The sequence below is a fragment of the Hyphobacterium sp. genome (genome assembly GCF_965229905.1).
In the GTDB taxonomy this organism is placed as follows: Bacteria; Pseudomonadota; Alphaproteobacteria; order Caulobacterales; family Maricaulaceae; genus Hyphobacterium.
Genome location: NZ_OZ245930.1, coordinates 1566268 through 1580321, shown reverse-complemented (window position 1 = coordinate 1580321; position 14054 = coordinate 1566268). Strand labels below are relative to the sequence as shown.

Sequence of the window (14054 nt, the reverse complement as noted above, 5' to 3'; positions counted from 1 at the left end):
CCGTTCATGGCACAGTGAAACCATGACCCAGTCGGACTTTCAGCGCGAACGCGAAGCGGAAGCGCGCGTCGGCCGCCGCGCCATCTGGACCATGGCGGCCATCCTGTTGGCGGTCTGGATCGTGGGCGCCACATCGATCCTGATCGAACGCGACATCGAGGGTGTCGACGCGCCCTTTTTCGAACCTTGGGTGCTGGAAGGCACCAGTCTGATCGTCATTCTGCCGCTATTCTATTTCGTCCGCCGGATGGAGCGGCTGGCGCCGATCGGAGCCTCCCGCTGGGCTCTGGCACTGCCCGTCCATTTTGCCGGGAGCCTGGTCTTCGCGGCGATCACGATCGCCTGGATGGCCGGATTCCGGGCCACGGTCTGGCCGGTCCTGTTCGACCATCCCTACGACCTGTTCAACGATACGCCGCTGCAGGTCGTCATCTACGAGTACCGAAAGCTCCTTCCTGGCTATGTCGGCCCGCTGGCGCTGATCTATGTCTTCCGCCAGATCGAAATGGGCACGCTCGAACTCGAAGCCGCACGCCAGCACGCCCGCTCAACGCAGCGCCTGACCCTGAAATGCGGCGGCCGCATTCTCCGCATTGAAGCGGATCGCTTCATCAGCGCCAAAGCCGCTGGAAACTACGCTGAAATTCGACTGGAAACCGGCGAGCATCTAGCCCGCATCACCTTGGCCGAGCTTCAGACCCAGCTCGCCAGCGCTGGCGTCGAGGCGATCCGCGTCCATCGCTCCTGGCTGGTCAACGAAGCCGCAATTGCGGAAATCGCACCAACCGGTGAAGGCGACATAGTATTGACCCTGACCAATGGCGATCAGGTGCCCGGCAGCCGGCGCTATCGCGACCGTCTCGTATCCGCATAGAAAAACCCCGCCGGATTGCGCCGGCGGGGCCATTCAGTCTGCCAGCGATGGAGAGGACTATTCCTCTTCGTCCGCCGGTTCTTTTTCCTTCTTGATCTCTTCGCCGGTCTCCTGGTCGACGACCTTCATCGACAGGCGGACCTTGCCGCGATCATCGAAGCCCATCAGCTTGACGAAGACTTCATCGCCTTCGGCCACGACATCCTTCGGATGACCGACGCGCTCATTCTTCATCTGCGAGACGTGCACCAGCCCGTCCTTCGGACCGAAGAAGTTCACGAAGGCGCCGAAGTCCATCACCTTGACGACCTTGCCCTTGTAGATCTCGCCGACTTCCGGCTCCGCGGTCAGCCCGCGGATCCAGTCCAGGGCCGCCTTGATCGATTTGGCGTCGGACGAGGCGATCTTGATCACGCCGTCATCATTGACATCGACCTTGGCGCCGGTGGTTTCCACGATCTCGCGGATCACCTTGCCGCCGGTGCCGATCACGTCGCGGATCTTGTCCGTCGGGATGGTGATCGTCTCGATGCGCGGGGCATATTCGCCAACTTCTTCACGCGCCGTTCCCAGCGCCTCGTTCATCTTGTCGAGGATGTGCATGCGGCCGCCCTTCGCCTGTTCGAGCGCGGTCTTCATGATATCCTCGGTGATGCCGGCGATCTTGATGTCCATTTGCAGCGAGGTGACGCCTTCGGTGGTCCCGGCCACCTTGAAGTCCATGTCGCCGAGATGGTCCTCGTCACCGAGAATGTCGGACAGGACGGCCACGCCGTCCGGGTCCTTGATCAGGCCCATGGCGATACCGGAAACCGGGCGCGTGATCGGCACGCCGGCATCCATCAGGGCCAGCGAGGCGCCGCACACCGTCGCCATCGACGACGACCCGTTGGATTCGGTGATCTCCGAGACCAGACGGATCGTGTACGGGAAGTCCTCGGCGCTCGGCAGAACGGCGGCAACCGCCCGCCAGGCCAGCTTTCCGTGACCGATTTCGCGGCGGCCCGGAGCCAGACGGAAGCTGGTCTCACCGACCGAGTAGGGCGGGAAGTTGTAATGGAGCATAAAGCGCTCCTTGTACGTTCCCGTCAGCGCATCGATGAATTGCTCGTCTTCGCCGGTGCCCAGCGTCGCCACGACGAGACCCTGCGTCTCGCCGCGCGTGAACAAGGCAGAACCGTGCGTGCGCGGCAGGATGCCGGCTTCGGCCACGATGTTGCGGACCTCGTCCAGCTTGCGGCCGTCAATGCGCTTGCCGGTCTTGATGATGTCGCCGCGAACGATCGAGGATTCGACCGATTTCAGGACGTCGCCGAGCAGAATGGCCGGAACGCCTTCCGGATTGTCTTCGCTTTCGCCCAAGGCCTCCTTGGCCTTGTCCTTGGCTGCGGAAACGGCTGCCGAGCGCTCGGACTTGTCGGTGATTTTGTAGGCTTTGCGCAAATCGCTTTCGACGATCTTGCGGACCTTGGCCTCGATGTCGGAATGGTCTTCCGGCTCGAACGCCCACGGCTCTTTCGCCGACTTTTCCGCCAGGCGGATAATCGCATCGATCACCGGCTGGAAATGCTCGTGACCGAACATCACCGCGCCCAGCATGATCTCCTCGGACAGCTCCTTGGCTTCCGATTCCACCATCATCACGGCATCGCCGGTACCCGCGACAACGAGATCCAGGGCGCTTTCGACCATCTCGTCGACCTGCGGGTTGAGAACGTATTCGCCGTCGATATATCCGACACGGGCCGCACCGATCGGGCCCATGAAGGGCAGGCCGGAAATGCACAGCGCGGCGGACGCTCCGACCATGCCGACAATGTCGGGATCGTTTTCCATGTCGTGCGACAGGACCGTGATCATCACCTGGACATCGTTCTTGAAGCCCTTCGGGAACAGCGGCCGGATCGGACGGTCGATCAGGCGCGAGGTCAGCGTTTCCTTTTCGGTCGGCCGGCCTTCGCGCTTGAAGAAACCGCCGGGGATTTTGCCGGCGGCGAAGTATTTTTCCTGATAGTTGACGGTCAGCGGGAAAAAGTCGGTCCCCGGCTTCACGTTTTTGACGCCGACAGCCGTCGCCAGGACGGTGGTCTCGCCATAGGTGACCATGACCGCGCCGTCAGCCTGACGGGCAACCTTGCCGGTCTCGAGGGTCAGCTCGCGGCCGCCCCATTCAATCGTTTCTTTGTGAATCTCAAACATCTCGTACGTGCTTTCATCCCGTCGTGGGAATTGTCGTCTAGCGGCGCAGGCCCAGCTTCTCGATGACCGCCTTGTAGCGGCCTTCGTCCTTGCCTTTCAGGTAGTCGAGAAGGCGGCGGCGCTGAGACACCATTTTCAGAAGGCCACGACGGGAGTGGTTGTCCTTCTTGTGGGTTTTGAAGTGTTCGGTAAGGTTGCTGATCCGTTCGGACAGGATCGCGATCTGGACCTCGGGCGAGCCGGTGTCGGCCTTGCCTTGTGCGAACTCGTTGATAAGCGCGCCTTTGCGCTCTTGCGTTATCGACATCGGATATCCTTTCTTTGCCCGTTTCTCGGGCGCTAGGCGTTATGATTGAAGACCCGGGACGGCTGGAATTTGCCGGCCTGGGCCTCGCCAAGGGCGACCGCCATCTCGCCGCACATCGCCACCGCCATGCGAGACCCGTCCTTACCGGAAATGTCTCGGGGGCGTCGGAGAGCGCGGAGCTCCTGCGCAATGCGCGGAAGCAGGACGATGGCCCGTCCCTGACGAATTTGAGCGGCTTCATCCTCGGTCACGGCCAGCGCCGGGATGTCGTCCAGCGCGGTCTCAACCGGGGCAAGCCCCTCAAAAGCGCGGCCCTTATGGGCCAAATCTGCCAATTCGTCCAGCGATATGGCAGCACTTTCCGTGAACCCGCCCACGCGGGTCCGGCGAAGCTCGGAAATATGCCCTTCCGTGCCGAGTTCGAACGCGAGATCGCGCGCCAGGCTGCGGACATAAGTGCCCTTGCCGCAATCCATCTCGAACACGGTTTCATCCGCCGTCGGCATGCCGACGATTTCCAGGCGTTCGATCCGCACCGGTCGCGGCTCAAGCTCGACCACGATACCGTCACGCGCCAGATCGTAGGCGCGTTCGCCGTCGATCTTGATGGCCGAAAACTTTGGCGGCACCTGCTCGATATCGCCCACGAAGCGCGGCAGGGCGGTTTCGATCGCCGCACGGTCCGGCCGGATATCGGACCGCGCCGTCACGTCGCCTTCCGCATCGAGCGTATCCGTTGATTCCCCCCAACGCACCGTAAAGCGATAGGTCTTGTCGCCTTCCTGGGCGAGCGGCACGGTCTTGGTGGCTTCGCCAAGGGCGATCGGTAGCAGCCCGGTAGCCAGCGGATCGAGCGTACCGGCATGACCGGCCTTTTTGGCGTCGAACAGCCGCCGAACCTTCCCGACCGCTTCGGTCGACGTCATGTCATAGGGTTTGTCGAGCAACACCCAGCCATGAATGTCTTGGCCCCTTTTCCGGCGGCCCATCAGTCCTCGTCCTCGTCGTCGGCGAGACCGGGATCGAGATCGCGCTTCACGTTCGGCCGGGCCAGGATCTCGTCGATCCGGCTGGCCTGGTCGAACCGGTCATCGGCGATAAACCGCAGCTCTGGCGTGAACTTCATCTCGATCGCGCGGCCAAGCTTGCCGCGCAGAAAGCCAGCCGCCCGGTTGAGCGCGGCAGCCACCGCTTCGCGATCGCCATGACCCAGCGGCGCGACGAACACCCGGGCAGTCTTGAGATCCGGTGAAGCGCGCACCTCCGTCACCGTAACATCCACCCCATGCAAGGCGTCGTCGCGCAACTCCTCGCGGCGCAGGATGTCCACGAGCGCATGGCGCACCAGCTCGCCCGCGCGAAGCTGGCGTTGCGACGGCATTTTCGCGCCGGCTTGCGGTGATCCGTGACGTGTCATGGGAGCCTCGCTTTCGAATGCCCGGGTTTGAACCGGCACAGCCGCTGATGAAGGGCGCGCCACTTAACGCGCCGCAGCACCGAAGGCAAGCCCGTCGAAAATATCACAATTCTCCCGTTTTCGTGACTGGCATTTAGGCGGGCCATTGCTAAAAGAAAGCAACAGGGGAAGATAAACCATGAATTTCTTTTGTGCTGGAATATTATTGCTTTGCACAGTGTCGGTCGCGAACGCCGACGATCGCCAGGTCGCCGATGCCTGGCTGGAGGCCTACCAAGCCCAGGATTTCGAGGCGATGGGTGCGTTGCTCAATGAAAGCAGCCGCTTCATCGACCCGACATCCTTTGGCCGTGAGGGATTCGACGGACCGATCGACTGGATGGGTCCGGACGCCATCCTTTCGGGCATTCGCGCCTGGGGCGTCACCCATGCGCAATATCATTTCGATGATGTGTTCACCTCGCCCGGCCGGGTGATTTACCGCGGGTCGATCGACGTAACTTACGGCACCGAAGACACCCGCTACAGCTACAATTTTCCAATCACGACGATCATCACGGTTGAAAGCGATCATATCGCCGAGCACCGCGACTATACCGACTATGACGGCGCGACAGCGCTGACCCACGACTAAGAGGACACCATGAACTCCCTGCTGACATCAGCCGCACTGAGCGTGTTCTGTTGTACCGCCGCCATGGCACAGGACTCGGATCCCGAAGCCGACGCCGCCAACCAAGCGATTATCGATGCCTATATGGCAGCCTACTCGGCCGCCGATTTCCACGCCATGGAAGAGTATATGTCCGAGGACGTTGTGTTCACCGATCCGACAGCGGTAGGTATGGGCGAAACCGGGCTGCTCCATCACAGCCGTGAAGAGATCATGGCGGCGCTGCGCGAATTCGACGCCCGGTTCAACCCGATCGCCCTCAATTTCGAGTGGGACACGGCGTATGAGAGCAATGACCGCTATGTCTTCATGGGCAGTGTGAATGCGACCTACCCCGTCGAACAGGACGGCATGGTGTTCCGTTGGTCCGCGCCGCAGACGACGGTCATCCACCTTCGCGACGGCCTCGTCGTCGAGCAGTATGATTTCGTCGATTATGAAGGCGCCGCACAGGAAATCGTGCCGGCCGACTAGAAAAAAGCCCCGGCGCTGGCCGGGGCTTTTTCGTGTCTAGAGCTTGCGCTCGATTTCCTCGACCTCGAAGCACTCGATGAGGTCGCCCTTCTGGATGTCCTCATAATTCTCGAAAGCCATGCCGCACTCCATGCCGGAGCGGACTTCCGGGACTTCATCCTTGAAGCGTTTCAGCGTTTTCAGCTTGCCTTCATGGATCACCGTGTCGTCGCGCAGAAGGCGCACACCGGAACCACGCTTCACAACGCCTTCGGTGACGTTACAACCCGCGACCTTGCCGACCTTGGAGATGTTGAACACTTCCAGGATCTCGGCATAGCCGATGAAGGTCTCGCGCTTCTCCGGCGCCAGCATGCCTTCAAGCGTGCCCTTCACATCGTCGATCACGTCATAGATGACCGAGTAGTAGCGGATCTCGACGCCTTCCTGTTCGGCCAGCTCGCGCGCCTGCTTGTTGGCACGGACATTGAACGCGAACACCGGAGCACCTGACGCCTTCGCCAGCAGAATGTCGGATTCGTTCACACCGCCGGCCGCGCCGTGAATGACACGCGCCGTGACTTCCTCATTGCCGATCTTCTCCAGCGACTGGGCGATGGCCTCGGCAGAACCCTGCACGTCGGCCTTCACGACCAGCGGCATTTCCTTGGTATCGCTCTGCTTGAGACGCGCCAGCATCTGTTCCAGCGAAGCCCCAGCGCCGCCGGCAGCGGCTGCAGATTGCTTCTTCTGGCGCTGGCGATAGTCGACCAGCTCGCGGGCGCGGGCCTCATTGTCGACGACCGCGAACAATTCGCCCGGCTCGGGCGCACCGTCCAGCCCAAGGATTTCAGCCGGTTGCGACGGCCCGATCGATTTGAGCTGCTGGTTGCGCTCGTCGATCAGCGCACGCACACGGCCCCACTGGGCGCCGGCGACGACAATGTCGCCGCGCTTCAACGTTCCGCGCTTGACGAGCACGGTGGCGACAGACCCCCGGCCTTGCTCGACCTGGCTTTCGACCACCACTCCGTCCGCCGGACGGTCCGGATTGGCTTTCAGCTCAAGCAGTTCCGCCTGCAGCGTGATCGCGTCGGTCAGCTCGCCAAGACCGGTCTTCTTCAAAGCCGAGACCTCGACCGCCTGCACTTCGCCGCCCATGCTTTCCACGATCACTTCGTGTTGCAGAAGGTCGGTCAGAACCTTCTGCGGATTGGCGCCTTCACGGTCCATCTTGTTGACGGCCACGATGATCGGCGCTTCCGCCGCCTGGGCGTGCTTGATGGCCTCGATCGTCTGCGGCATCACGCCGTCATCGGCGGCCACGACCAGGATCACGATATCCGTGGCCTGCGCCCCGCGCGAGCGCATGGACGAGAAGGCCGCGTGTCCCGGCGTGTCCAGGAAGGTGATCTTGTCGCCGGATTTCAGCTTCACCTGATAGGCACCGATGTGCTGGGTGATGCCGCCGGCCTCGCCGGCTGCAACGTCGGTCTGGCGCAGTGCATCGAGCAGCGATGTCTTGCCGTGGTCGACATGGCCCATGACCGTGACAACCGGCGCGCGCAGTTTTTTCGAGGCTTCCGGATCGTCGTCGGAGATGAACCCTTCCTCGACATCGGATTCCGAGACCCGCTTCGCGATATGGCCGAAATCCTCGATGATCAGCTCGGCCGTGTCGCTGTCGAGTACGTCGTTCACGCGGACCATCTGGCCCTGCTTCATCAGGTATTTGACGACATCGGCGGCCCGTTCGGCCATCCGTGCGGCCAGGTCCTGAACCGTGATCGCTTCCGGCAGTACAACCTCGCGCTGGATCTTCTCACGATCGCCGCCCTGTTCGCGGCGCTGTTTTTCGCGCTCGCGGGCACGGCGCACCGAGGCGAGCGAACGCTGACGGTCCTCATCACCGTCCAGAACATTCTGGATGGTCAGCTTGCCCTTCTGGCGGCCGCGATCATTCTTGGTACGGCTTTTGTCCGGCGTCGAACGGCCGGGACCACCCGCACCCTTTTTCTTCACGCGCCCACCCATGGATTCGAGCATGCCGTCGGCATCATCGTCGATCCGGGGACGTTCTTTTTGCTTCGGCGCCTCTTTCCGGGCTGCGGGTGCATCGCCCGGCGAGGCCTTGGCGGCTGCCTCTGCGGCAGCGGCCTCGGCTTCGGCTTCCCGGCGCTTGCGTTCCGCCTCTTCAGCCTCTTCGGCTGCCCGGCGTTGCTTTTCTTCCAGCAGGCGCTGTTCTTCCTCGGCCCGCTGCTTGCGCTCGGCCTCTTCCGACTTGCGGCGCTCTTCCTTCTGAGCGGCTTCAGCGCGGGCGCGCTGAATGGCACGCTGACGGGCGACCAGCTCTTCTTCGGACAGGCCCAGCTCGCGCGCCTTGGCAGCCAGCGCGGATTCATTCTTCTTCGGTGCACCGCCGGCAGCCGGCTTGCCACCGGGGGCCGCACTGCCGCCCTGCGGTCCGACCACGCGCTTGCGCTTCTTCTCGACCACCACAGATTTGGAGCGGCCGCGCGCAAAGCTCTGTTGCACGGTTCCGGACCCGCCCCGCTTAAGCGAGATTGGCCGGCGGCCCGAACCACCCTGGTTACGATCGTCGTTGTCGCTCATGCGAACCTTTCACCACGGCATCACTGCGGGAAACCGCTGGCAGCCGTAAAGCCAACGTCCCGATTTCAAGTCCCTCAAGGCTTGAAAGCCCGCTAACCTAGCCAGCTTCAAGCCGGATTCAACCACTCTCGCCTGCTTTACGCCCCGGATCGATTTCCCGGAAGCCGGAAAGCTTGCCCATGATCTCTCCGAAAGCCCGCGATTGCGAGCCTTCCGCCAGGGCGGCATGCACCACGTGATCGCGGCCCAAAGCCTGTCCCAGCTGGTCTGCCGGGAAGCAGCCCGCAACCGGAACTGCTCCCCATTTCCCCTCTGCCAGGCGGTCCAGCTTGGACCGCCCATCCGCCGCCCCGTCGCACGCTTCAATGCGCCAGGCCGGCCGTTGTGCCTTCAGGCCCAGACGCACCGCGTCCATGCCCACCGCGAGATCGCCCGCTCGCCGGGCGAGCCCGAGAAGCGAAAGCACCTTGCGCGCCAGCAGGGCTTCGACGTCCGCGACCAGCTTTTCGTCCGCCTTCGCCCCGCCCAGAGCCCGCGCCAGCCGACCGCGCTTGATCGCGAGCACCAGGTGTTCGGCATCCGCCGTCACCCACGCACCGCGCCCCGGAAGCTTGGCCGAGATATCCGGCACGACATTGCCTTCCGGACCGGCCACAAAGCGGATCAGCGACGTTTCCGGTCCGCTCTGCTGGGTGACGACGCAGCGGCGCTCGCGCACGATGGCCAGCCTTCCCTATTCGCGCGTTTCCGCGTCATCCTGCGGTGCCGCATCGAGGTCGACGCCCAGCGCCGCCGCTTCCGCTTCCAGCGCATCGAGATCAAGATCGCTCAAATCGATGTCCTCGACGCCGCCTTCCGCCTCTTCTTCGACTTCCGGCTGCGGCAGATCCTCTTCCGAAATCCAGCCGGCCGCCACACGGGCCTTCAGGATCAGCATCTCGGCATCTTCCTGGCTCAGCTCGAAGTCTTCGAGAATGCCCGGCTCGCGGACCCGTTCGCCATTCTTTGTCTCGAACCAGCCGCGCAGATCGTCTGGAGTATAGCCGGCAAGATCGTCGGCGGTTTTCACGCCATTCTCGCCCAGCTTCACCGCCATCGGCAGATCAACGCCATCGATTTCCAGCAGCGCATCTTCCACGCCCAGCTCGGTCCGCTTGGCATCCTGTTCCGCCGCGACCTTGTCGAGGTGTTCGCGCGCGCGCGTCTGGATTTCGACCGCCGTATCGTCGTCGAATCCTTCGATGATCGCGATCTCGCCCAGTTCGACATAGGCCAGCTCTTCGACGCTCTCGAAACCTTCGGTCGCCAACAGCTGCGCGATCACCTCGTCGACATCCAGGGATTCCATGAAAGCGGCGGTCCGCTCGGCGAACTCCTTCTGGCGCCGCTCGGATTCTTCCTGCTCGGTCAGAATGTCGATCGACCAGCCGGTGAGCTGCGAAGCCAGACGGACATTCTGGCCGCGGCGGCCAATGGCCAGCGACAGCTGATCGTCCGGCACCACCACCTCGATCCGCTGATCATCTTCGTCCAGCACGACCTTGGCGACTTCCGCCGGCTGCAGCGCGTTGACGATGAACGTCGCCGGATCCTGGTTCCACGGAATGATGTCGATCTTCTCGCCGGCGAGCTCGGACACCACGGCTTGCACACGCGAACCGCGCATACCGACACAGGCGCCGACCGGATCGATCGAGCCATCATTCGAGATCACCGCAATCTTGGCCCGCGAGCCCGGATCGCGGGCGACGGCCGGAATCTCGATAATGCCTTCATAGACTTCCGGCACTTCCTGCGCGAACAATGCCGCCATGAAGTCCGGATGCGCGCGCGACAGGAATATCTGCGGGCCGCGCAGTTCGCGGCGGACATCATAGATATAGGCCCGCACGCGATCGCCATTCTTCAGGTTTTCCCGCGGAATGCCGTCATTGCGCCGGATAATGCCTTCGGCACGGCCGATATCGACAAACACATTTCCGTATTCGACGCGCTTGACGATGCCGTTGATGATTTCGCCGACACGGTCCTTGTATTCCTCGAACTGGCGCTCACGTTCGGCATCGCGCACTTTCTGCGTGATCACCTGCTTGGCCGTCATCGAGGCGACCCGGCCGAACTCGATCGGCGGCAGCTCTTCTGAGAACACCGTGCCGATCTCAGCGTTGGCGTCGATCTTCTTGGCTTCGTCGAGGCCCATTTCCTGCGCCTCGTTTTCGACCTCTTCGACCACCGTCGTGCAGCGGGTCAGCGACATCTCGCCGGTCTTCGGATCGATCTTGGCGCGGATATCAAGCTCGGCGCCATAGCGCGAGCGGGCCGCCTTCTCGATGGCTTCCTCGATCGCCTCGATCACGATGCTCTCGTCGATCGATTTTTCCTGGGCCACAGCCCGCGCAATGGCGAGCATTTCGGTCTTGTTTGCACTGACGCCGATATTCATGGCGTGTCTCCGCTGCTGTTGTCGTTATCGGTCGAAGCTTCGCGCGCGGCGAGATCGGCCTTCATCAATTCATCGGTGAGAACGAGCTTGGCGTCCGCAATCCAGTCAAACGGGATGAGCGCGGTCTCTTTCTCGTTGGGCAGGTCGATCAGCACCGAGTTGTCCTCGAAACCGGCCAGCTGTCCGGTAAATTTCTTGCGGCCCTCGACCAGCCGGTCGAGCTCCAGCCTGGCCTTGAACCCGGCCCAACGCTCAAAATGCGCCGGTGCGGTCAACGGCCGGTCGATCCCGGGCGAGGAAATCTCTAGATTGTACTCGCCGCGGATCGGATCCTGCTCTTCAAGAATGTCGGACAGCGCCCGCGACAGCTTCGCGCAATCCTCGACATCCATCGTGCCTTCCGATTTCTCGGCCATGATCTGGACGGTCTGACGCTTGCCCGATTTTACACGGATCCGCACGATCTCCATATCCATCGCCTCGGCCACGGGCGCGGCGAGGGCGTAAAGAGCGTCGTCCTGTGCGGTGCGGGTGCGCAAGCGCAAACCTCCGTCTTGCCAACAAAAACGGCGGCCCCGGTCCGGAGCCGCCGACAGACGTTATCCAACGTCAATCGAACGTGTTGGCAGCGATATACGCCGATAAGGCCGAGAACGCAAGAACGCGCTCACACCCGCACAAAATCGAAGAAGACCGGCGCACAATCGCCGAGATTCTTGCGTTCATATCGCGTCGTCAGATGATCGGCGGGCGGCAGACGCCAGTCATCGGCCTTTCGCGCCTGCCATTCCAGCCCTTCCGCACGGCGCAGAATCCACAGCGCATGATCGGCATAGGCCTTCACATCGGTCGCCACCCGCAACCGCCCGCCGGGCTTCAACAGGCGCACAAACTCTGCCGCCGTATCATCCTGAACGAAGCGGCGCTTGGCATGCCGCGCCTTGGGCCAGGGGTCCGGAAACAATAGGAAAATCGTATCCAGGCAGTGATCCGGCATGCGTTCCATCACCTCGCGCGCATCGCCTTCCAGCAGCCGGACATTGGTCAGCCCGGCTGCCTCAATCTGGGTCAGCGCCTTGGCAACACCATTGATGAAGGGCTCGACGCCAAGATATCCGTGATCGGCATGGCATCGCGCCTGCCCAGTCAGATGCTCGCCGCCGCCAAAGCCGATCTCGAGCACATGGGCGGATTTGCCCGGCAATAGCGCGGCCGGGTCGACCTCGCCGCTGGCGGGAATGGCGATCTCCGGCAGCAGATCGTCGACAAGCGATTGTTGCCGGGCCGACAGGGTCCTGGATTTGGTCCGCCCGAATGTGCGCAGACGCGGGTCCTCAGGCGAGCGATTTGAGCTCATCGACGAGATCGAGTTTTTCCCAGGAGAAGCCGCCATCATCGTCCGGCGTGCGGCCGAAATGCCCATAGGCTGCCGTCCGCGCATAGATCGGACGCGACAGGCCGAGGCGTTCGCGGATGCCGCGCGGCGACAGATCTGCGATCTGCATCAGCGCGTCTTCTAGCTTGGCCTCATCGACATTGCCGGTGCCGTGGAAATCGACATAGAGCGATAGGGGCTTGGACACGCCGATCGCATAGGACACCTGGATCGTGCACTTCTTGGCCAGACCCGCGGCGACCACATTCTTGGCCAGCCAACGGCACGCATAAGCTGCCGAGCGGTCGACCTTTGTCGGATCCTTGCCGGAAAACGCGCCGCCGCCATGCGGCGCCGCACCGCCATAAGTGTCGACAATGATCTTGCGGCCGGTCAATCCGGCATCGCCGTCCGGGCCGCCGATCACGAAATTTCCGGTCGGGTTGACGTAAAACGCGTCTTCCGGCGGGAACCAGCCGTCCGGCAGGACGTCTTGCACGATTGGCCGCACGAGCTCGCGGATATCCTCCGGCGACAGGCCCTCGCGATGCTGGGTCGAAACCACGACCGATGTCACGCCGACGGGCTGTCCGTTCTCATAGCGCAGGGTCACCTGCGACTTGGCGTCCGGTTCGAACTCCAATCGCTCCGCATGCTTTCGCTGCCGGGCCATCTCCTTGAGGACCTGGTGCGAATACAGGATTGGTGCGGGCATGAGCTCGGGCGTTTCGTCGGTCGCAAAACCGAACATGATGCCCTGGTCGCCAGCGCCCTCATCCTTGTTGCCGGCGGCATCCACGCCCATGGCAATGTCTGCGGACTGCTCGTGCAGGTAATTATCGAAAGCGGCCGTCCGCCAATGGAAGCCGGCCTGCTCATATCCGATATCGCGCACGGCCGCGCGCGCGACCCCCTCGATCTCGTCGGCATGAACCGGATTCGACGACCGCACTTCTCCGGCGAGAACGATCCGGTTGGTCGTGGTCAGGGTCTCGCACGCCACGCGCGCTTCGGGGTCGCGTCCCAAAAACAGGTCGACCACCGCATCCGATATCCGGTCGCAAACCTTGTCGGGATGTCCTTCAGAGACGCTTTCGGACGTGAAGATGTAGGAATTCCGGCTCACTGCGCATCGCCTTTCATATAAAGATGTCTTTATATGTTCTGCCGATTACGCGCTTCCAGGCGCGCGTGCAACCGGTTGACGATGAATCGCTCAAGTTTTGTCAGCTTCCGTCGCCCGCGGCTTCTTCGCCATCGGCCAGCGAACGCACAAGCTCCAAGACGCGGCGGCGGACTTTCGGGGTCTTGATTCGCGAAAAGGCTTCGGCCAGCGCCACGCCGTCGGAGCTTTGAATGAATTCGTAGACGATGGGGCTTTGTTCGGATTCCGCGACGCCTTGTGCGCTGACGCCAGACAATCCTTCAAAGAAGAAATTCACCGGAACGTCGAGGACTTTCGACAAGCTGAACAGGCGGCTGGCCCCGATCCGGTTCGCGCCACGTTCATACTTCTGCACTTGCTGGAAGGTCACACCCAGCTCTTCGCCGAGCTTTTCCTGGCTCATTTTCAGAAGCTGGCGGCGCAAGCGGACACGAGACCCGACATGTGCGTCAATCTGGTTCGCTTCTCGCGGATTTCGTTTCATGGCCACCCCCCGGCGATGACAGTTGTGCGACGGTCCCCAGCCCCATCAACT

The 14054-nt window shown here is 62.4% G+C and carries 14 protein-coding genes; 3 read left to right on the top strand and 11 right to left on the bottom strand.

What is annotated here, in order from left to right:
* Nucleotides 1-22 precede the first annotated feature (22 nt).
* A complete protein-coding gene (locus ACO08C_RS07980; protein WP_421784700.1) occupies nt 23-874 on the top strand; it encodes a LytTR family DNA-binding domain-containing protein in 852 nt (283 codons plus the stop codon).
* A gap of 57 nt (nt 875-931) precedes the next feature.
* Here ACO08C_RS07980 and pnp read toward each other — a convergent pair whose 3' ends face one another.
* From pnp to rbfA, 4 genes are read right to left on the bottom strand one after another with little or no spacing between them, the layout of a single operon-like run.
* Nucleotides 932-3073: a polyribonucleotide nucleotidyltransferase gene (gene pnp / locus ACO08C_RS07975; protein WP_421784699.1), complete on the bottom strand. Its 2142-nt coding sequence runs from the start codon at nt 3071-3073 to the stop codon at nt 932-934.
* Nucleotides 3074-3110: 37 nt separating this feature from the next.
* On the bottom strand, nt 3111-3380 hold the full coding sequence (gene rpsO / locus ACO08C_RS07970) for a 30S ribosomal protein S15 (RefSeq protein ID WP_421784697.1): 270 nt from the start codon (nt 3378-3380) through the stop codon (nt 3111-3113).
* A gap of 32 nt (nt 3381-3412) precedes the next feature.
* Nucleotides 3413-4369 (bottom strand): tRNA pseudouridine(55) synthase TruB, encoded by a 957-nt coding sequence (gene truB, locus ACO08C_RS07965; protein ID WP_421784695.1) that lies wholly within the window; start codon nt 4367-4369, stop codon nt 3413-3415.
* Nucleotides 4369-4797, bottom strand: coding sequence for a 30S ribosome-binding factor RbfA (gene rbfA, locus ACO08C_RS07960; protein WP_421784693.1), 429 nt, complete (start codon nt 4795-4797; stop codon nt 4369-4371). The genes truB and rbfA overlap by 1 nt, the downstream gene beginning before the upstream one ends.
* Nucleotides 4798-4975: 178 nt before the next feature.
* On the opposite strand from rbfA, the gene ACO08C_RS07955 reads away from it, so the two are divergent.
* A complete protein-coding gene (locus ACO08C_RS07955) occupies nt 4976-5431 on the top strand; it encodes a nuclear transport factor 2 family protein (protein WP_421784692.1) in 456 nt (151 codons plus the stop codon).
* 9 nt (nt 5432-5440) lie between these two features.
* A complete protein-coding gene (locus ACO08C_RS07950) occupies nt 5441-5944 on the top strand; it encodes a nuclear transport factor 2 family protein (RefSeq protein WP_421784690.1) in 504 nt (167 codons plus the stop codon).
* A 36-nt stretch (nt 5945-5980) separates the two neighbouring features.
* On the opposite strand, the gene infB is transcribed toward ACO08C_RS07950, so the two are convergent.
* From infB to ACO08C_RS07915, 7 genes are all read right to left on the bottom strand, one after another.
* Entirely contained in the window at nt 5981-8536 is a 2556-nt protein-coding gene (gene infB, locus ACO08C_RS07945) for a translation initiation factor IF-2 (RefSeq protein ID WP_421784688.1), read from the bottom strand.
* A 118-nt stretch (nt 8537-8654) separates the two neighbouring features.
* Nucleotides 8655-9254 (bottom strand): RNA-binding protein, encoded by a 600-nt coding sequence (locus ACO08C_RS07940; protein WP_421784686.1) that lies wholly within the window; start codon nt 9252-9254, stop codon nt 8655-8657.
* A 15-nt stretch (nt 9255-9269) separates the two neighbouring features.
* The gene (gene nusA / locus ACO08C_RS07935) at nt 9270-10979 is read right to left on the bottom strand and encodes a transcription termination factor NusA (RefSeq protein WP_421784684.1); all 1710 of its coding nucleotides are present in this window, start codon (nt 10977-10979) and stop codon (nt 9270-9272) included.
* Nucleotides 10976-11518 carry a ribosome maturation factor RimP gene (gene rimP, locus ACO08C_RS07930; protein ID WP_421784682.1) on the bottom strand — a complete coding sequence of 181 codons (543 nt, stop codon included), beginning with the start codon at nt 11516-11518 and terminating at the stop codon, nt 10976-10978. The genes nusA and rimP overlap by 4 nt, the downstream gene beginning before the upstream one ends.
* Nucleotides 11519-11646: 128 nt before the next feature.
* Nucleotides 11647-12336: a tRNA (guanosine(46)-N7)-methyltransferase TrmB gene (trmB, locus tag ACO08C_RS07925; RefSeq protein WP_421784680.1), complete on the bottom strand. Its 690-nt coding sequence runs from the start codon at nt 12334-12336 to the stop codon at nt 11647-11649.
* Nucleotides 12314-13480: a methionine adenosyltransferase gene (gene metK, locus ACO08C_RS07920; RefSeq protein WP_421784678.1), complete on the bottom strand. Its 1167-nt coding sequence runs from the start codon at nt 13478-13480 to the stop codon at nt 12314-12316. Before metK ends, trmB begins: the two co-directional genes overlap by 23 nt.
* 100 nt (nt 13481-13580) lie before the next feature.
* Nucleotides 13581-14003 (bottom strand): helix-turn-helix domain-containing protein, encoded by a 423-nt coding sequence (locus ACO08C_RS07915; RefSeq protein ID WP_421784676.1) that lies wholly within the window; start codon nt 14001-14003, stop codon nt 13581-13583.
* Nucleotides 14004-14054: the final 51 nt, after the last annotated feature.

Bases quoted from the DNA above. Each gene is read 5' to 3' on its own strand.
- truB (WP_421784695.1), bottom strand. From the start codon at position 4,369: ATGGGCCGCCGGAAAAGGGGCCAAGACATTCATGGCTGGGTGTTGCTC.
- ACO08C_RS07915 (WP_421784676.1), bottom strand. From the start codon at position 14,003: ATGAAACGAAATCCGCGAGAAGCGAACCAGATTGACGCACATGTCGGG.
- ACO08C_RS07950 (WP_421784690.1), top strand. From the start codon at position 5,441: ATGAACTCCCTGCTGACATCAGCCGCACTGAGCGTGTTCTGTTGTACC.
- infB (WP_421784688.1), bottom strand. From the start codon at position 8,536: ATGAGCGACAACGACGATCGTAACCAGGGTGGTTCGGGCCGCCGGCCA.
- nusA (WP_421784684.1), bottom strand. From the start codon at position 10,979: ATGAATATCGGCGTCAGTGCAAACAAGACCGAAATGCTCGCCATTGCG.
- rpsO (WP_421784697.1), bottom strand. From the start codon at position 3,380: ATGTCGATAACGCAAGAGCGCAAAGGCGCGCTTATCAACGAGTTCGCA.
- ACO08C_RS07955 (WP_421784692.1), top strand. From the start codon at position 4,976: ATGAATTTCTTTTGTGCTGGAATATTATTGCTTTGCACAGTGTCGGTC.
- ACO08C_RS07980 (WP_421784700.1), top strand. From the start codon at position 23: ATGACCCAGTCGGACTTTCAGCGCGAACGCGAAGCGGAAGCGCGCGTC.
- rbfA (WP_421784693.1), bottom strand. From the start codon at position 4,797: ATGACACGTCACGGATCACCGCAAGCCGGCGCGAAAATGCCGTCGCAA.
- trmB (WP_421784680.1), bottom strand. From the start codon at position 12,336: ATGAGCTCAAATCGCTCGCCTGAGGACCCGCGTCTGCGCACATTCGGG.
- pnp (WP_421784699.1), bottom strand. From the start codon at position 3,073: ATGTTTGAGATTCACAAAGAAACGATTGAATGGGGCGGCCGCGAGCTG.